This window comes from Vitiosangium sp. GDMCC 1.1324 (genome assembly GCF_003044305.1).
Classification (GTDB): domain Bacteria; phylum Myxococcota; class Myxococcia; order Myxococcales; family Myxococcaceae; genus Archangium.
The window spans coordinates 128,949-147,182 of record NZ_PZOX01000011.1; the positions used below are offsets into that span (position 1 = coordinate 128,949).

Annotated in this window: 14 protein-coding genes; 7 read left to right on the forward strand and 7 right to left on the reverse strand. The window is 67.5% G+C overall.

Annotation, left to right across the window (positions count from 1 at the left end; genetic code table 11):
* The first annotated feature begins 76 nt into the window (after window positions 1–76).
* The 3 genes from DAT35_RS29660 to DAT35_RS29675 all read left to right on the forward strand — a co-directional run bounded on the left by DAT35_RS29660 (window position 77) and on the right by DAT35_RS29675 (window position 2,379).
* Complete coding sequence (locus DAT35_RS29660) at window positions 77–295, forward strand: helix-turn-helix domain-containing protein (protein ID WP_108071220.1); 219 nt, start codon at window positions 77–79, stop codon at window positions 293–295.
* A 270-nt stretch (window positions 296–565) separates the two neighbouring features.
* On the forward strand, window positions 566–1,945 hold the full coding sequence (locus DAT35_RS29670; protein ID WP_146209934.1) for a helix-hairpin-helix domain-containing protein: 1,380 nt from the start codon (window positions 566–568) through the stop codon (window positions 1,943–1,945).
* A 167-nt stretch (window positions 1,946–2,112) separates the two neighbouring features.
* Window positions 2,113–2,379, forward strand: a complete 267-nt coding sequence (locus tag DAT35_RS29675; protein ID WP_146209935.1) for a DUF6289 family protein — start codon at window positions 2,113–2,115, stop codon at window positions 2,377–2,379.
* A gap of 351 nt (window positions 2,380–2,730) precedes the next feature.
* On the opposite strand, the gene DAT35_RS29680 is transcribed toward DAT35_RS29675, so the two are convergent.
* Window positions 2,731–3,312: a phytochelatin synthase family protein gene (locus DAT35_RS29680; protein WP_108071226.1), complete on the reverse strand. Its 582-nt coding sequence runs from the start codon at window positions 3,310–3,312 to the stop codon at window positions 2,731–2,733.
* Window positions 3,313–3,569: 257 nt separating this feature from the next.
* Between DAT35_RS29680 and DAT35_RS29685 the strand changes: the two genes are divergently transcribed.
* Window positions 3,570–4,619, forward strand: coding sequence for an NAD(P)/FAD-dependent oxidoreductase (locus DAT35_RS29685; protein WP_108071228.1), 1,050 nt, complete (start codon window positions 3,570–3,572; stop codon window positions 4,617–4,619).
* 141 nt (window positions 4,620–4,760) lie between these two features.
* On the opposite strand, the gene DAT35_RS29690 is transcribed toward DAT35_RS29685, so the two are convergent.
* The 5 genes from DAT35_RS29690 to DAT35_RS29710 form a co-directional block, all read right to left on the reverse strand.
* Window positions 4,761–5,480, reverse strand: coding sequence for a tol-pal system YbgF family protein (locus DAT35_RS29690; protein WP_108071231.1), 720 nt, complete (start codon window positions 5,478–5,480; stop codon window positions 4,761–4,763).
* Window positions 5,477–7,372 (reverse strand): serine/threonine-protein kinase, encoded by a 1,896-nt coding sequence (locus DAT35_RS29695; protein WP_108071233.1) that lies wholly within the window; start codon window positions 7,370–7,372, stop codon window positions 5,477–5,479. The genes DAT35_RS29690 and DAT35_RS29695 overlap by 4 nt, the downstream gene beginning before the upstream one ends.
* A 45-nt stretch (window positions 7,373–7,417) precedes the next feature.
* Window positions 7,418–8,383, reverse strand: coding sequence for a hypothetical protein (locus DAT35_RS60060; RefSeq protein WP_199243035.1), 966 nt, complete (start codon window positions 8,381–8,383; stop codon window positions 7,418–7,420).
* A 111-nt stretch (window positions 8,384–8,494) separates the two neighbouring features.
* Window positions 8,495–9,259: a Dickkopf N-terminal cysteine-rich domain-containing protein gene (locus DAT35_RS29705; RefSeq protein ID WP_108071234.1), complete on the reverse strand. Its 765-nt coding sequence runs from the start codon at window positions 9,257–9,259 to the stop codon at window positions 8,495–8,497.
* A 208-nt stretch (window positions 9,260–9,467) separates the two neighbouring features.
* Window positions 9,468–11,264, reverse strand: a complete 1,797-nt coding sequence (locus tag DAT35_RS29710) for a sigma 54-interacting transcriptional regulator (RefSeq protein WP_233261788.1) — start codon at window positions 11,262–11,264, stop codon at window positions 9,468–9,470.
* A 494-nt stretch (window positions 11,265–11,758) separates the two neighbouring features.
* On the opposite strand from DAT35_RS29710, the gene DAT35_RS29715 reads away from it, so the two are divergent.
* On the forward strand, window positions 11,759–13,426 hold the full coding sequence (locus DAT35_RS29715) for an FAD-dependent oxidoreductase (RefSeq protein WP_146209936.1): 1,668 nt from the start codon (window positions 11,759–11,761) through the stop codon (window positions 13,424–13,426).
* Between the two features lie 771 nt (window positions 13,427–14,197).
* On the opposite strand, the gene DAT35_RS62460 is transcribed toward DAT35_RS29715, so the two are convergent.
* Window positions 14,198–15,586, reverse strand: a complete 1,389-nt coding sequence (locus DAT35_RS62460) for a M57 family metalloprotease (protein WP_108071236.1) — start codon at window positions 15,584–15,586, stop codon at window positions 14,198–14,200.
* A 552-nt stretch (window positions 15,587–16,138) separates the two neighbouring features.
* Here DAT35_RS62460 and DAT35_RS29735 point away from each other — a divergent pair.
* Together DAT35_RS29735 and DAT35_RS29740 are read left to right on the forward strand one after the other, a co-directional pair.
* On the forward strand, window positions 16,139–16,381 hold the full coding sequence (locus DAT35_RS29735; RefSeq protein ID WP_108071238.1) for a hypothetical protein: 243 nt from the start codon (window positions 16,139–16,141) through the stop codon (window positions 16,379–16,381).
* Between the two features lie 60 nt (window positions 16,382–16,441).
* Entirely contained in the window at window positions 16,442–18,025 is a 1,584-nt protein-coding gene (locus tag DAT35_RS29740) for a serine hydrolase (RefSeq protein WP_108071240.1), read from the forward strand.
* Window positions 18,026–18,234: the final 209 nt, after the last annotated feature.

Consider the following 18,234-nt stretch of genomic DNA (forward strand, 5'->3'; position numbering starts at 1 on the left):
AGCGCCCACGAGTGGACGAATCGGAGGGCCCTGGCTGTGGCGGAGGCCCTGGATTGTCAGCTTGCCCACATAGAACATGGTCCTGCGCGTCCTGGCGGAGCATGCCGGCCGCGTCCTGAGCCGCGAGCAGATTCTCGGGGCCATCAATACAAACGCGGAGGAGGTGTTCGACCGCTCCATCGACGTGCACGTCTTCCGCCTCAGGCAGAAGATGGAGGCGGATCCGCACAGCCCCCAGCTGCTCAAGACGGTGCGCGGTGTGGGCTACATGCTCAGCCGGGGAGAGGAGCCGTGAGGGGTTTCCGGTTGCCGGGCTCGCTGCTGGTGCGAGTCTACGGGGTTGGCATCGCCTCCGGTTCTTTGACCACCGTTTCGGGGAAGTTCTTTGACACCGTCTCGGGACACCGTCTCGGCCGTCTCGGGGCTCGATGCGCGGGGGAACTCGGTGGCCGGCGTGGAGGTGCTGGACCGGTTCACCACGCTCACCGGTCTCTCTGTATTCTGAAGCCCGCCGTTTCGTCTGTCGTCACATCTCTGAATCATCGAACGGAATGAGGGGTCCTCAGTGATGCTTCGCGACTCAAAGCTCTTTACGACCATTCTCGGCTCACTCGTGATCGCGGCGACCGGCTGCGGCGCGTCCGTCGACGTGGGCAGCTCGGAGGTCGAGGTCGGGAGCGCGAAATCAGCGCTCGGGCCCGGCCCTTGCCCGATGGGCAATGAGCTCATCACGCACGAGGTGCTGACCCCGGCATCGATCCCGAGCCTGTCCGAGCTCGACCGCGCACAGATCATCGCGGCGGTCCACGAGTCGGCGCACACCGACGTGATCACCATCGAAGAGGCCTTCGACGCGGTGGATGAGGACCGGATCAACCGCTTCGTGCTGCGGGACAGCTACACCAACCAGTTCTACGTGGAGATCGAATACGGCGCGGGGGACAACTCCTATGGCGCCTATCTCTACTGGGGCACGGCGCAGGTGGCCGCGGCCATCCACGACGGCTTCCCGGAGGAGTGCGGCCCAAGCGTCTTCAACTACGATCTCGGGGACACCGCGCCGGAGTGCCACGGCTTCCTGGACTACGCGAACACGGCGACCTTCGTCCAGCTCGACGCCTACCTGCCGAGCAACGTGGCGCAGGCCATCGTGAATGCGCGTGCCGCTCAGCCGTTCAGCTCGGTCGCGTCGGTGGTCGCGGTGGACGGCGTCGCCGAGACGCGCCTCCAGCAGCTCTACACGGCGGCGAAGAACGGAGGGTACGTCGGCGCGAGCTGCAGCGGCATCTACGATCAGGTCGCCGTCTCCACGGCTGGCGCGACTGCGATCGTCGACTTCGTCAATCAGGCGAGCCGGGAGGAGATCCGGGGCGTGCTCTCGTTCCTCATCAACGAGACCGTCGTCGACACCCTGACCGCGACCCGGCCGTACGCGGGCGTCGCCGCGGTGTCGAATACCTCCGGCGTCGGGAACGCGGTCTTCCGCTCGCTGCGCAATGCCGCCACCCACTGGCGGCCGTTCGAACAGCTGGTCGGCGCGGTGAACGACCTCGACCACCCCGATGCGCAGATCCGGCTGGAGCAGCACTTCGACTGGCGGTCCATCGTCGCCGCGGCGCAGAACGAGCCGGTGACCGCCATGGAGTGCTTCGGCATCGACCCGGCGCTGCTGCCGCAGGGCGCTACCCATCGCCCGAATCTGGCCGATGGGGGCGAGGTCCTCGGGATCGTCGGCGACGCGGTCGCGTCCTCCCACGTGTTCGCGGAGACGTCGTTCAATCCCGCTCCGGGCTTGGCCGATCTCGGCGGGCGCTCCGCCAATCACTCGTTCGTCGGTTGCTACATCCACTCCCATCCGAATCCCTGGGTATACGACTCGAAGATCTTCTTCGTCGACACGCAGAACGGCGCCAGCATTCTGGTCAGTCATCACTACGTCGAGTAGCGCCGGCGCCCTGACGTGCGGCTCATGGGAGCCGGTCCTGCGTCAGGTCTGGAAGGTCGCGTGCTCGTCGGCGGCGTTGAAGCGGGTCCCTCGAGCCGGTGTGGGGTATTTCACCGGCAGTCAGCGCGTGGGTATGCTCTGAGAAGTACCCCCCTCACGGAGGACACGTGCGAACGATTCTTTTCGGTAGTCTGTTGGCGACGGCGCTGATGTCGGTGGGATGTGGCGGGCCCACCATGGAGCAGGAGGACAGCTCGGACCTTGGGTCGCTGAAGGCTCCGCTTCCTGACTGCTCCGTCAGTCCGGACAATCTGCGCAACTATTACAGCGACGCGGCCCATACGAACCTGATTGGTCAATGGGGGTGCTACTGCGGCGGGTTGTACAACTGGGGCAAGTCGTCGGCCTACATCGAGTACATCTACTCGTGCTAGCCGTCCGCCCAGGCCCCTCCGCCTGAGCCGACCGCGAGTCCTGGAGGGCCTCCCAGCCTGACGCTGGGAGGGCTCCTTCCAGCCCACCCCGTCACCGTTGCCCGGGGTTGCGCCTGGCTCCATGTCGCTGCGCATAGGACGTTCAGAGGCCCTGTTGCGGGGTGAGGCCCTGGGTCCGGGGGGGAAGAAGGGTTGGTGCTGGGTGCCACCGGCGGCGTGAGCCGAGCTTGCAGCCTCTTCGCCTGGACACTGAAGATTGGCCTGTTGTGCGAGCATTTCTGCCGGCTGGTCGCGTACATGGACGAGCGGGGCTACACCCTCTGCCAGCCCGGCCGACATGGTGCGCGACGATCAGGCCACGCGTTCGAAGCGCGCCAGGCCGCGGGTCAGTCCTTCGCCCCAGTCGCCGGTGTTCATCGCGTCGAACAACCGTTCGGTGGTCACCAGCCACGGGCCGTAGCCGGCGTTCACGTCGAGCACGAACGCGATATCTTCATCTTCGAGGTAGCCGCCGATGGGCGAGTGGTGGCCGCTGCCGCCACCGAAGAGCGAGGTGCGCGCGAAGTTGCTGATGAAGCGGTAGTTCGAATCGTTCGAGAGCTGGAGCTGGGCGCGCGTTTCCTCCACCGACTTCGGCCGCACCGACTTCACCTTCCACCCGGACGGAACGATGTCCGCCGACTCGAGTGACACCTGATCGAGGCTCATCGCGCGCATGCCCGGGCGCTTGAACGGGTTGTTCCCGGCGCGCACGCCCATCGAACGCAGCACATTGGCCACGCTGGTGGGGCCGCAGATCGCCGTCCACGACTGCGACTGGAGCGGCGCGTACAGCTTCGCCACCGGCAAGGCCCAGGCGCGCTCGATCAGATCGCGACGTTGGTAGACCGGGTTCGACTTGATCGAGGGCAGGGCAGGAAGTGAGTGGCGCACGAGGCTCCGTGACTAACGGGCTCGTGTTCGGCGCGCTAGAGCCAGATGAGCCGTCCCGACGCAACCGCATTGCAGCCGTCGAAGGGGCCTGTTACACGTGACGCATGCATTCCTGCGGCGACAGCTCGGTTCGTGAAGTGACGGCGCGCCCGCAGTTCGATCAACGAGTGAACGGTGTCGCGCTGCCTCGGCAGCCGTGACGGTGCGCTGAACCCGCACTCCACCTTCATTTCTCTTTCGAACTCTCAGGAATTCACATGTCACATGCATTGAACGTCGCCATCGTGGGCGGAGGTCCCGTTGGTCTGACGCTGGCAGTCATTCTTCAGAACGCAGGTCATCGGGTCCGGATCTTCGAGCGAGACGCCGGACCCGAGGTGCGCATCAGCGGTGGAACCCTCGACCTGCATCGCGAGCTCGGGCAACGGGCGCTTCACGCTGCGGGCTTGCTCGAGGGCTTTCATCGGCTCGCTCGAATCACCCGGCAACGCGCGGCAGATCCATCAGGCGTGGTGTTGATGGACGAGGTCCCGGAGGCGCCGGAGATCGATCGAACCGATCTCCGCCGGCTCGCACTCGGAGCGCTCGCGAAAGACACCGTGCGCTGGGGCCGCAAGCTCAGCGCGCTGAACGGAACGGAGCTCCACTTCGAAGACGGCTCACGCGAAGAGGCCGCGCTGGTCATTGGCGCCGATGGTGGTCGAAGCCGCGTGCGTCCCCACGTGACGGACGTCGAGCCTCGAGAGACCGGCACCTTCGTCATGCAGGGAGAGATCGGGAGACCGTTTGAATCGGCTCCGGACTTCGCGGCGCTGACCAACGGCGGCAACCTCATGGTGCGTGGGCGCGGCGTGTTGTTTTTCTCGACCACGCGCGGTGATGGATCGATCAACTTCTACGTCTCGACTCGTCAGCCCGATGCTCAGGTGCGTGAGCTGCTCGCAGACTGGGCGCCGCCGTTTCAGCAGGCCCTCACCGCCGCCTCGGGATTGACGCCACTGCCGATGCGCGTCGTGCCTGCCGACTGGCAACGCCGTCCCGATGCCGGGCCCGTCACTGTGGTCGGCGACGCCGCGCACCTCATGCCTCCGTTCGGAGGTGTCGGCGTGAACATCGGCCTCGTGAACGTGCTGCACCTGGCGAACGCACTGAAGTCGCACGCGCCGGTCCTCGAAGCGCTCCGCGAGTACGAGCGTGAGATGCGCCAACTCGCGCTGCCTGCGCAGATCGACACGGCCCAGTCCGAGCTCATGTTGCACAGCGACGTGCCGCTCGAGGAGCTGATGGCCGCGCGCGATTCCCGCTGAAAAGACCCGCTTCGTTGCAAAAGGTGTCTGCAAAAGGTGTCAGAGGATTCGTACAGCCTCTGTCGGGGGCGGGCGGCTCCTTTGCTTCCCCATCTCGCCGGAGAGACGCGCAGGGATGGGATGGGTCCAACCCAGGAGGACTCAAGGGTCTCGTGGGGTGAGGACGAGGCCGTCGAGGACACCGTAGGTGTAGAGGGCAGCGAAGGCGTAGGCCCCCACGAGGTAGGAGATGTTGAGCCCTCGGGCCACGCTCGCGTCCCCGGCGCTGTACCGCCCGTCGGGACCCCGCAGCGCCAGCGCCGTGCCCAGCGATGCCGCGGAAATGGCCAGACTCGCCCCCTGCGTCACCGCCAGCACGGTTCCCTGGGTGCGCCGGCCGTGTTGGAAGTGGCCCACGCCGAAGGGCACCAGGTACCAGCCACGCGAGGGGGAGGCTGTTCCCCGGAGTGCCAGATCCGCCGTGGAGGGCTCGGGGGTTGAAGGGAGGGTCGGCGTGAGGGAGGGCGGACGGCGCATGGCGGTCATCGCGGCGATGCGCTCGCGATGAACGGTGCGCACGCGCTCCACGAAGGCGATGAAGTCCGGAGGGTACAGCAGCGGATCGAGCTTCGTGTCATGGCTCGCGCCGAGCCCCAGCACCGCCTCGTTTTCGGCGCGGGCCGGATCCTCCTGAGCGTGGTAGGTGGCGGCCAGCAGCAGATGGGCCTCGCCCTCCAGTTCGTCCCCGTGCAGTTGCAGTGGGTAGAGGAGCGCCTCCAGCTCGGCACGGGCCTGCGCCAGCTCGCCGGATTGGTACGCCGCGCGGGCCGGCTCCAGCGGGGACGCGAGTGACAGGACCAGGGCCACGACGATGCCTGTCACGGCGCCACCTCCAACACCACCTCGATGCGCTTGCCAGCCACGACGTCCACCTCGCGTTGCAGGGCGGCCACGCCGGGCGCCCGGGCCGAGATGACGTGCGAGCCGTGCTCGACATTCACGGGGCCGGGCAACGGCGCCACCCCTGCCTCCACCCCATCGACGAAGACGCGGGCACCCGCTGGCGCGACGATGACCATCTCGGCCTTGCGCACCTGGAGCTTCACCTCTCGCGACACGAGCTCCCCGGCGGCTACCTGGATGACCTCCTCCCAGGCGTCACACAGCGGGTTGACGAAGCGCAGCCGGTGCGTGCCCGGTGACAGGTTCACCTCGCGCACACGCGGTGTGTAGCCCCGGCTCTGGTCGTCCACGAACACTTCGGCCCAGGGGCGTGTCGTCACCCTCAGGGTCGCGGGCTTCACGGGTTCCCCGGCCAGGGGCGCTCCCGTGGCGGAGGCCGCGGCGCCGTCGGGTGAGCCGGAGGGCGCCGGAGGCGTGGACTCGGGGGGTGTTTCGTCCAGTGGGTGCTGGGGGAGGTGGCTCCCGGAGGTTGCTCCCTGCGTCGGAGCACGCGCCCCCCTTGCGCCCTCCGTCCTGGTGGGCGCTGTCATGCGCACGGGCGCAACTCCCGCCGGTGCGGAGCTGGCCGTTTCCCTGGGAAGGGCCTTCGGGGTGTCGGTCTCCGGGTCCCGTGCTGGAACCGGCTCCGCGATGACTCGCTCCTCGGCTCCCTGGGCCGAGGTCTCCTCCGGAGGTCGTGGCGGTGTGCGCCACGGGTGTGCTCCCCATCCCACCACTCCGACGACCGCGACGAGGCCGGCCAGCGCCGCACCCACTCCGAGCGCCGTCGAGCGTCTGGCCTTCGGACGTGCGCGCAGGAGGGCCATCACCTCGGGCGAGTCCGGCCGGAGCGCCAGTGCCTCGTTGAGAACCCTGGCGGCCCGTGCCCCCTCGCCCTGGGCCAGCAGCGAGCCGCCCTCGCTCAGCAGCCGTTGAAAACGGGCCTCGCGCCAGCGCGCCGCGTACGCCTCCGGTGCCTGGAAGAAGGCCCGGGTCTCCTCGGCGGGAGGGCCGGCGATCCGGCCCACCACGTCCTCCAGCATCCGTGCCAGCTCCTCACCGTTCGTGGGCCGATCGCGCGAGTCCCGCGCGAGACAGCGTGCCACCAGCACATTCAACGGCTCGGGCGTGCCGGGCACCGCCGAGGCCAGTGGCGGCGCGTCCTTCGTCATCACCGAGGCCGCCAGGTACGCGGCCCCCTTTCCTCCGTGGGGTGTGCTGCCGGCGCACAGCTCGAAGAGGACGACACCTACCGCGTACACGTCCGAGGCCGGCGAGAAGGCTCCGGTGTCGATGCGCTCGGGCGCCATGTACGCCAGCGAGCCCGTGATTGCGCCGGTGCTCGTCAGCCGCTCCTGGTCGGCGAGTGCGGCGATGCCGAAGTCCGCCAGCTTCAGCGGCCCACCCCGAGCCACCAGGACGTTTTCCGGCTTGACGTCCCGGTGCACCACCCCCCGCGCATGCGCTGCCCCGAGCGCCCGGGCCAGCTCCCAGCCGAGCACCGCCGCCACCTCGGGGGGCACGGGCGAGAGCCTCCGCGCCAGCTCGCGCAGGTCCTCTCCCTGCACCCACTCGCAGACCAGGAAGGGACCGCGTGCCGCGTCCTCGCCGAAGTCGTGAATCTCCAGCACATTGGGGTGCTTGAGCGAGGCCACCAGTGCGGCCTCCTGGCGGAATCGCTCGGCGCGGCGCCCGTCCCCTCCCGGGTGCATCACCTTCACCGCGACCTGGCGCGACAGCCGGAGGTCCGTGGCCAGGAAGACCGTGGCCATGCCTCCGCGTCCCAGTTCCTGCTCCAGCTGGTAGCGGCCGGCCAGCGGTTCACCCGTCATCGCGGGCACATTGTAGGGCCCGGCCTCCCGGGAGCAACCTCCGCCTCAGGGCAGGCGGCAGGCGCGGAGCGCCGTCGAGCCTACCTGCTCGCACGAGCCCACCGCGCCCCCGGGGCAGTCCCGGTCGAGCTGGCAGGGCTGGCGGCACTGCTTCACGGCACCGGAGGCCACACAAAAGCCGCAGCGGGCGCAGTCCAGGGAGGTTTCACACGTGAGCCCCACCGTCTCCGGCGGCGCGCTGGTGGTGCACTCATTCACGCACACCGAGTCTGGGGCACACCGGTAGTCGAGCGGGCAACTCCAATCCGTCTTGCAGGTCGTCGTGCAGCGGTGCTGAGCATTGCATGTCGCGGAGCCCTGGCAGTCGAAGCTGTCGCGGCACGCCTCACCGAGCCGCGGCCCCTTCTCGCACTGGTGCCGCCCTTCGTGGCAGCGCGAGCCGTCCGGGCAGTCCGAGTCCCGGGTGCACGTTCGGACGCACACGCTGTCGACGCAGTCCGCCCCGGGGGTGGCGCAGTCGCATGCCTGGGCACAGCGCTCGTTCAGGGGCACCTGGCCCGTGCAGCCCGCGTCAGCCGGATCCACCGTCCCCCCGTCCCCTCCGTTGCTGGAGGTGGGTGCGCAGGCCCAGGTGCTGCTCCCAGGCTGCGGCACGGGCCTGCACGCGTAGCCCGGGCGGCTGCACGCCTCGCCACAGGCGCGCATGCACCGGCCCAGCTCCTTCACACACACCGAGCCCGAGGCGCAGGTGCCTCCTTCGCCACACGGCGCGAGGCAGTAGCCGCCAGGGAAGCCCGTACCACAGGTGAGCCCGGCGCCACACTCGGCGTCGGAGGTGCAGGCCGCACCCACCTGTGCGGACTCCCACTCCACCCGGACACACGCGCCCGCCACGCACGTCTCGCCGTCGTTGCACGGGAAGGACTCGTCGCAGCGGACCTGGATGGTGAGCGGGCACCCGGCGGCCACCAGGGCGAGGAGTGCGGAGGCGATGAAGAGGAGTCGGCGCATGGGGAAACAGGGGGGACTCTATGTGAGCAGGGGCGGAAGGACAGCTCCGGCAGGGGAGCCGTCCTTCCGCCCTCCTGTCACGGGTTCACGCGTGGTGGAGCGAGGGTCGCGCTACATGCACACGCCGGCCATGCCCGGGAAGCCAGCGCAGTTGTTGCTGGCGCACTGGTTGTTGCTCTCGCAGGGCATGCCAGGAGCGCCGGAGCTGCAGAAGCCGAGGACCGCATTGGTATAGGGCTTCACGCAGTTCCAGTTGGAGGGGCAGTTCGAGTTGTCCTTGCACATGCCCTCCATGCAGAAGCGTCCCTTGCCGCTGAGGTAGCCGTCGTTGCAGACAGCGCCGAACTGGCCCGTCGGGCACACGCCGCTCTCCGGGCACGGCGGGAACGAGGCGCAGTAGGCGTCCTGCTTCGTGTTGTTCTGCTCGTTCGGGTCGACGCAGATGGCGTACTTGTCGCAGCCGTCCTCCGCGGAGCCCGCCTTGTCCGGGTCGCACGTGGGCTTCACCTCGGGCGGCTTGAGGCTGCAGAAGTTCTTGAGACACACCTGCGACGCGGCGCACTGGCTGTCCGCGGTGCACGTGGGCACCGTCTTGTTCTTGCAGAAGAACGGCGGGCCGATGTCCTCGGTGTCGCAGTACATGCTGTCACCGCAGTCCTTGTTGGAGGTGCAGCCCAGGGCGCAGATGCCGTTGAAGCAGAACTGGCCGTCGGGACACCTGTGGGTGGCGTTGCACAGGCCCTGCGGGAGGGTGCCTCCGCCGCCGCCACCGCCGCCGCCTCCTCCTCCTCCGTTGTTGCCATCGTCGTCGCCGCCCGAGGTGTTGCCACAGCCCACCGCCAGCACCAGGAGGAAAGCCATCATCATCCGCTTCATGTGTATGCCCTCATGAGTCCTGCGCATCGGCCCCTGCCGGCGCAGCCATGCACTCCCTAGGGCAAGTGGAGTGCCAGGGGGCTTCGGAGCGGTGGACGCCCACTATTTCGCGGGTTTGCACGCCTGGGAGTCCCGGGAAGGCCCTCCGGCGCGGGAGGAACGTGCCAGAGCTGGCACGCGAGAGGGCCCTCCCGAGGGGACACGCGTGTCAGTCCCCTTCGCCCAGGTAGCGGAACAGCGAGCGCAGGCCGATCCCCAATGCCTGTGCCGCCTCCTTCTTGCTCCCTCCACTGCGGGTGATGGCCTCACGCACGTACCGTTGAACGAAGGCGTCGCGGGCCTCGTCCAGAGGAGTGAGGGGCGCATCGTCTCCGCCCAGCTCCAGGTCCTCCGGGCCGAGGAGCTCTTTCGAGGCGAGGATCGCCGCGCGCCGCACCCGCGAGACCAGCTCCCGCACGTTGCCGGGGAAGGGGTGGCCCCGCAGCGCCTCGGTGGCCTTCTGGGTGAAGCCCCGCGCGCGCCGGCCCTCTTGGGTCAGCACATGGTGGGCGATGAGCAGCACGTCGTCGCCGCGCTCGCGCAAGGGCGGCACGTCGACGCGAACCTCCTCCAGCCGGAAGAGGAGGTCCGCCCGGAAGGCTCCCTTCTCCACCAATGTCTCGAGCGGCTTGTGCGTGGCCGAGATGACGCGCATGTCCACCTTGCGCGGGTGGTTTTCTCCCAACCGAGTCACCTCCCGCTCCTGCACCACCCGCAGCAGCCGCGACTGGAGGGCGAACGGCATGTCCCCGATTTCGTCGAGGAAGAGCGTTCCCCCGTCCGCCGCCTCCACCAGTCCCGGCCGGTCCGACCCCGCGCCTGAGAAGGCTCCGCGCGCGTGGCCGAACAGCTCCCGCTCGATGAGGGACTCGGGCAGCGCCGAGCAGTTGATGGCCACCAGCCGCCCGCGCCGTCCACTGCGCCGGTGCAGCGCCCGCGCGACCCACTCCTTGCCCGTGCCCGTCTCGCCCTGGAGCAGCACGTTGAGCGAGGTGGGACCCAGCCGCTCCACCTGCCGGTAGAGCGCGCGCATGGGGCGCGACTCGCCGATGAGGCCCTCGAAGGTGGCTGCTTCGATGCGTTGCGTGAGGTTGTCCACCTGTGCGCGCAGCTCCGTCAGCTCTCGCGAGGTGGCCAGCAGCATCGCCGCCAGCGAGGAGAGGGCCAGGGCCTCCTCCAGCTCCACGGCGGAGAAGGGTGCGCTGCCCACGCGCCGTCCGAGGTACACGGCCGAGAGCGGCGCGGGCTCCGCGCGCAAGGGCAATACCAGTGCGGAGGTGAGGCGCAGGGCCACGACGCTCGGCGCTCCGGCCAGCACCGCGTCCGCGGCCACGTCCGGTACCAGCACGGGTGCTCCCGAGGCCACAACCCGGTCCACCAGACTGTCCACCACCGCCGCCTCCGGTACGGGCCCGGTGGCGCACAGCACGTGGCGCCGCGTGCCTTCCGCCGACACGAGGAAGCCCACGTCCGCGCCCGTCGCCTCCGCGAGCCCGCGCATGGCCGTCTCCAGCAGCTCCGCGGGAGGGCGTTGCACCAGCAGCCGGGAGGCGAAGCCCGCGAGGACGGAGACGAGCCGCCCGCGTGAGGTGGCCGTGGGCGGGGCCTCCCCTGGAGCCTGGGACTGCTCGGAGGAGGCGAGGGTGAGGAGGGCACTGCCCACGGAGAAGGCATCTCCCGGGGAGAGCGGGGCGAGCTCCACGCGCTTGCCGCGCACGCGCACCTCACAGCCCCTGCTGGCGGGAGATACGGACCAACCGCGCGCGTCGCGGAAGAGCAGGGCGTGACTGGCCTTCACTCCGGACGCATCGAGGACGACGTCGCAGGCGGAATCGGAGCCCACGGACATCACGGGCTTCGTCAGCGGAAGGCGGCGGCCATCGGGAAGGACGAGGAATACCGACATGCGACGGATGAGTCTATCGGGCCCGCGACCACCCGCCATCTCCGTCGCGATGGCGGCCATCTCCTCGCCCCAACCCAACCTCCGTCTCGCGGCGAAGGTCGGAGCATAGGAAGGAGGGAAGGCCTTCCATGAGGAGGCCGCTCCGTGTCAGGTCCCAGCACTGCCCCCAAGCCGAGTACCTCTCGAGCTACTGCTTCGCCACCTTCCATCCGCACTCTCGTAGGGTCCTCTTCGGGGCCCGGTGCGCATTGGGGTCCGAACCGACCGGGTGCTGCCATCTGTTGAGGGGCGTAGCGCCAGAATGCGCCCACCTCATCCGCCATGGCCAGGAAGCCGGAGCGTGGAGGGCCACCAGACCGGGCAGATCTACCGCGTCTTCTGCGCTGTTGTTCGAGCACGCAGGGGCCCACTTTCCGTGCCTGTATCTTTCACGTGGGGGAGGCTTCGCCTGGGCGGGAGCGACGCACTTCACTTCAGGTGATGCGCGAGTCGCGGAGTGAGGGGGCCGAGCCGCGGCTCCGAGCTGAGACTCTGCTCTATACTGCGGGGTTCTCATGGCGATCTCCGCGGAGAACATCCTGCAACACATGGCGGTGCCTCAAAGACCCGAGGTGTACCAGATCGGGTGTCTCGAGCGCCGGGTGACCCTCTACTCGCAACAGGTCCGAGCCCTCAATCTGGTATTCGCGCTCTTCGCTCGCAAGAAATTGCAGCGCTCCAGTCGGGTCGCGGTGGTGGGGGGCGGTGCGGCGGGGCTGACCGCCACGGTCGCACTTGCCAGGTGTGGAGCAACCGTCACTCTTCTCGAACGGCTCGACGCGGTCATCCCCTTCCAGTCCGGGAATCTGACCCGGTGGTTGCATCCCCACATCTATGAATGGCCAGAGGAGGGTTGCCACAACCCCGACAGTGGACTTCCCCTGCTCAACTGGTCCGCCGATTATGCGGCGAATGTCGCGCTCGTCCTTCGAGACGAGTTCTACCGGCACGTTCGGGAAACCAAGGCGATCGAGATCCACAAAGGCGTGCGAAACGTCAAGCCCCCCGAGCCCGGCTCAGCGGGCCGGCGCTTGGAGTGGAATGGTCCGGGGGGCAGATTCTGGAGCGAGCCCTTCGATGCTGTCATCCTCGCGGTGGGATTCGGCCTCGAGGGGTCCACTCTCTGCCCGGTACAATCCTACTGGCGCAATGACGACCTGGCTCAATTCGAGCTCGATGCGGAGCGAGTGCGCAACTACCTTGTCTCTGGATGTGGGGACGGTGGGTTGGTCGACCTGTTGCGGATACGTATCAGTGATTTCCGGCATGGAGAGATCCTTGAGGAGTTGATTGGAAGGCATCCCGAGGGTGCTCGGGTGGAGAAGCAATTGCTTCTCACCGAGGAGGCGGCGCGTGCGAAGGTGGAGCGCGGGGAGGACCCCTCTGATTTCCTCTATGACGAATATCAACGCATCCGCCCCCGCTATATCGATGACAAAATCGCCACCAGGCTTCGCGGAGACACGCGCGCGACCCTGAACGGGCCCGACCAGTTCCCATGGAATCTCAATTCCAGCATCCTGAACCGGTTCTTTGCCTCCGCGCTCATCGGGCTGAGACATCCCTCGAGCGTGGGGGCTGATTGGTGGAGGGGGAAGATCGCTCACATCGGTCAGGACGGCACGGGTTATCTCGTAGGACTTGAAAACGGAGGGCAGAGAGCCTTCGACCGCGTCATCCTTCGTCATGGCACCAGGGCCGTGATCTCTCAGTGGATGCAGGGCTCGGATGCGGCGCTTGTCCGTTCGCGCAACGCACTCGACCAGACGCGCATCCCCGCGTGGCCGGATGGCTTCTTTGGCGAAGCGACTGAACAAAAGCGTGCGACGCCGAGGCGTCAGGACCGCAAGATCTACGTGCACATTCCTGTCGGCGCGGGTCAGCAGGAGATCACGGTAAAAATGGATGTCAGCGAGTTCTCCAGGGTTGATGGTTTGCTTGACGGGGTATACTTCGCGCTTCTTCCACGGGTCCCTGCTTATACGTATGGCAAGACGTGGCGCTTGCGCAACAGGGTGTCGGGTCTTGACCTGGTACATGTACGAGAGACCCTCGACGAGCCAAGGTTTGGTGAGCCCATGCTCGATTCCCGCTCGCTGGAGGATGTGGGGATCTTGCCGGGTGATGAGCTCGAGGTTGTTTTCTTGATGAGAACCCACCCCCGGCTGCCAGGATGGCCGTAAGCGGCGGCGGACATGCGCCATGGCTCGAGCAGGGTGGCGCATCAGAGAAGTGAGAACGAATGGCCCATGGTTTTTGGGCAGGGTGCTCCGGCGGCCCTGCGCGAACAATCTGATGGAGCTCATCCGATGAAACGAAGTCGTAACCGTTCACCAACTCAGGCGGTGAGAGCGAGCTGAGGTACGGGCGCGTGTTACCGCGCAGCGTAGATGGGAGAGATCGGCCCGGAATCGGACCGACTGGATGATGGGAGGAGCCGTAGGGGCGTGGAGTGGCCCATCACCCAGCAGGTGGAAGTGATTGGAGGCGAAGGTGAAGGCGTGCAAGCGCACGGATCCGGAGCTGTGTAGAACGGCTTTGGCGAGCACCCCTCCCACCACCTCGTTCACCTGCTGGCAGGGGCACAGCAGCAGGCGCCCCCGAAAGCACCTGGAAGTGACGAAGTAGAAGCCCTCCTCCTGGAACATCCTCAGCGGCCAGCCCATCTACATCCCCTGCAGTCGGTTCGCAGGGCCCGATGCCCCTGGTGGGCCAGCTCGCAAGTCCTCGGAAAGACTTGGAGGCGGGTCGGTTCACCCGTCCAGGCCAGGCATGTCTACCTCTCGGACACTGTCTCGGCACGACCACCTCGATCAGGCAGTACAACGCGGCTCGAAGTGACCCGGATGGGCGCTCACCCGCGTGGGTATTCCGGGGTCTGTCATTGAGTGGGATGAATCGAACGCGGCGGCCCGGAGCACTGCTGTCCGGGCCGCCTATTGCCGACGAGGCGATCACGGGCTGAGGGAGATGCTCCCCGGCCAGTAACCGTAGGAGTACGAGGTGACGCCGTTGCGGGTGGTGCTCGCGTAGCCGCCCTGGGCCGGCTGGATGGTGACGGTCACCTGTCCGCCGCTGGAGGCAATCGCGCCCGCGTGCACGGATGCCGCGCAGACATCCGAGTCATCGGTGTAGAGGTCCGTCCCCCAGACCGACGCTCCCAGGCTCACCGTCGGGCAGTTGCACCGGATTTGCGTCCCGTTCTGCCCTCGGTAGGACATGATGTTGAAGCTCGAGCAGAGCGGCGGCGGCTGCGGCACCTGAGCACCGATGAAGCGGAAGCTCCCCGGCCAAGCGCCGTAGGAGCTCGTGGTGACGCCGTTGCGGGTGGTTCCAATGAAGGTGCTCTGGGCCGGCTGGATTTCGAGGACCACCATCCCACCGCTGGTGGAGATGACACCCGCGTGCACCGCGGCGGTGCAGATATTCGAGTCATCGGTGTAGAGATTCGTTCCCCAGACAGAGCCTCCGCCCCCCGAGGAGCAGGTGCAGCGAACCTGGGCCCCCGTCTGCCCTCGGTAGGCCGTGACGTCGACGTTCGAGCAGCTCTGGACCGCGCTCTGGCCGTAGAGGACTCTCAGCGCGGTGATGTCGGTGCTGGTGAACTCGCCGGTATTGTCGAGGTGGGGGCAGGAGTTCATGACCGACCCGTCGAAGACGGCGGTGGTCGGCGTCCCAGGGATGTGGATGGCGCCCACGTTATACGGGTCCGACTCGGGGTCGGGGTATGGGCGAAGGCAACTGATGCTGGCATTGTAGTAGTCCGTGTGGCGCAGGCCGATGGTATGGCCGAGTTCATGCGTGATGATGTGCTCGTTGATGTCGAGGTTGTAGGTGTCCAGCGCGGGGAGCATGTTGATGGACCCGAAGGGCAGGCCGTACGAAGGGAAGCCCGACCAGTTATTGGCCTCGACGGAGATCGCCGCGACGATGGTCGCGGAGCAGCCGGTCGTTGGACCGCGCACGAAGGTGAATCGCAGACCGAGCTCGTTGTAGTTTTCGATGGCCATATCGAGCCCCTGGCTCAAATGGGAATAGCTGTTGTACGCGGCCGAGGGGTTGATGCAGATCTTCGTCACTTCGGGGCCGACGACGTTGGTCGAGCGGTATTGCTCGGCGCTCCCCGAGGGGGCCTGAATCATCTCTCGGGAGGCCTGGAGCGTCACCTGCGTGTCGCCGCTCACGAAGACAGCCTCGTTGACGACCTGGATGTCCTTGGCCGGATAGCCGGCCTCGATGAGGTTGGAGATGATCTCCTCGTGCTCCATCTGCGGGTCCATACCGCCGCAACCGACCAGCATTGCGACACCGGTCACCGCGAGGACTGCTGCCTGCTTGAACATGGATGCTCGTCTATCTGACTGCGGGGAATATGCCGCCCGGCGTGAGCTTCCCGCCGTGGCCGCGCGCCATGTTTCATAGCGCGCCCCCACCCCAAACCCTCAGCGACAACTCTGGATGATGAATCCGTCTCGAATCTCGGGATTCGAGACACCCAGGCGGTGTCAGTTCGCCGGGCCCTGCCTCTCGCGGAAGCGTGAGTCGGCGCGGCTGCCACTTCTGGGTGGCGGCGCCGATGCACTCCCAGCAGAGAAGGTCCGCTCGGGCCCGGCGCGCCGGGGGCACAGGCCCACGCTATCTGGGGCTGGCGGACGCGACATCGCCGACGCGCTCGGCGAGCGGACGGGCATGGCGGACGAGTGAGAACAGCACCTTGCCCGGCTCCTCGGCCATCAGCTCGTGCGCCGACTGCTCGAACCAGACGAGCTGCTTCGATGGCGCCTTGACGCTCGCGAGCCATTCGGCGGCAACCGTCGCCGAGAGGAAGGGTGTCGAGGAAGAGAGGAAGGGTGTCAGACGATTCGTAGGAGACCGGCACGGCGTGGAGCTGCGCCATGGGGCCCAAGGGGGAGCAGCTGGAGTGCGGAGTGAAGGAGGCGAAGGGCAAGGACAACGGGGACCGGCACTTCGTGCACCTGTGGGATGGGCGGGACGAGAACGGCTTCAACGGCGTGTTCTACGTGGGCTCGGTGACGGCCTCGCTGCCAGCGGTGCGCCGAGGGCTGGGCCGCCCTGGGGCGGATGACAACTCCATTCAATGGTGGAGTGTGGAGGAGCCGAGGCTCGCGAGCCGTTGACCGGTGGATTTCGCGGCGACACCGACGCATCCACCCGCGAAATAGGCTACCTTCCCATCGATGCTGCTCGCCCTGCTCCTGTCCGCCGCAGTGCCCGATGTCGACTCGCTGTTCGCCACCGTCGCGCGCAAGGATACGCCCGGCTGCGCCCTCGATGTCCGGCAAAAGGGTGCGGTCGTCGTCCAGCGCAGCTACGGCATGGCGAATCTGGAGACGCCGCAGCCGATCGATGCCGACACGGTTTTCGAGGCAGGATCGGTCTCCAAGCAGTTCACCGGCGCGCTCGTCGCATTGCTCGCCGAACGCGGCACCTTGTCGTTCGACGACAGCATCCGCCGCTGGCTGCCCGAACTGCCCGCGCTCTATCAGCCGGTGACGATCGCAATGCTGCTCCACCATACCAGCGGCATCCGCGACTGGGGCGTATTGGCGGAGTTGACCGGCTGGCCGCGCGGATCGCGCGCCTATGCGATGGACGACGCGATCGCGCTGATCGCGGGCCAGCACGCGCTCAACTTCAAACCCGGCACCGAATATCTCTATAGCAATTCCAACTATCTCCTCGCCGCGCGGATCGTCGAACGCGCGACGGGGCGACCGTTCGCGCAGGTCGCCGAATCCGAATTGTTCGCACCGCTCGGCATGACCCACACACGCTGGCGCAGCGACTTCCGCGATGTCGTGCCGCACCGCGCGCAGGCCTATTCGCCCGATGCCAAGGGGACCTGGCAACTCGACATGCCGTTCGAGGACGTGGTCGGCCCCAGCGGGCTGCTGACGACCGTTGGCGACTTGCAAAGATGGGACGCCGCGCTGGATGAGCCGGCGCGCGGATGGGTGGCGCGGATGACCGAGCCTGGATCGTTGGTCGACGGCACCCGCGTCACCTATGGTCTGGGGCTCGAGCTCGGGCCGGTCGATGGTCGCTCTGCCGTCAGCCATGCCGGGTCGACCGCGGGCTATCGGGCCTGGCTCGGGCGCTTTCCGGCGGACGGCGTGTCGGTGGCGCTGCTGTGCAACGCGGGCTCGCTGAACACGGAGGAACTGGGGCCGCAGGTCGCGGCGCGCTTCCTGCCGGTCATCGCCCCCGCCCAGACTCCGGCCGTCCAGACGTCGCTCGCGGCCGTTAGCGTGCCGGCCAACCTTGCGGGCTCGTATCGCAACCTCGTGACCGACGCGACGGTCAAGGTGAGCGAGGTCAATGGCCGTCTGCGCATCGGCGATACGCTGTTCGCGATGACCGCGCCGGACCTGTTCGCCACCGATGAGGGACGCCGCGCGACGGTCCGCCGCGATCGTGCTGGCCGCGTCGTTGCGCTCGATGTGACCCGATCGGGCAACGCGCCGATTCAGCTGGAACCGGCGATGCCATGGGCACCCGACCCGGCTGCGCTTGGCCTCATTGCCGGACGCTATCGTAGCGCCGATATCGATGGTGAGCACCGGCTGCTGCTTGACGGGCAGGTTCTTCGATGGATCGATCCGCGCGGTCTATCGCAGCCGTTGCGGCCGACCATCGCCGACACCTTCCAGGCCCCGGAGACAGGCTGGATTCTGCATGTCCTCCGCGATCATCGCGGCGCGGTCACGGCCATTGACGTTAGCATCGGGAGGGCGAGGCGCATCGCGTTTCGGCGGCAGTGAAGGTGGAGGAAGGCTCGCTTGGATTGGGGGCCCTCATGACCGTCAAGGCAAGAGGACAGGGCTGGCGCAGTACTCCTGGACGAGGTTGATCCAGTAGTAGTTCTCGGAAGGTTCAGCCTCGGGAGAACTTCCCGGCTGAGGAACGGCTCGCGTGCTCACGCCGACGCCCGCTCCCATGAGGATGGCGACGACGCCTGCGTTGGCCGCCT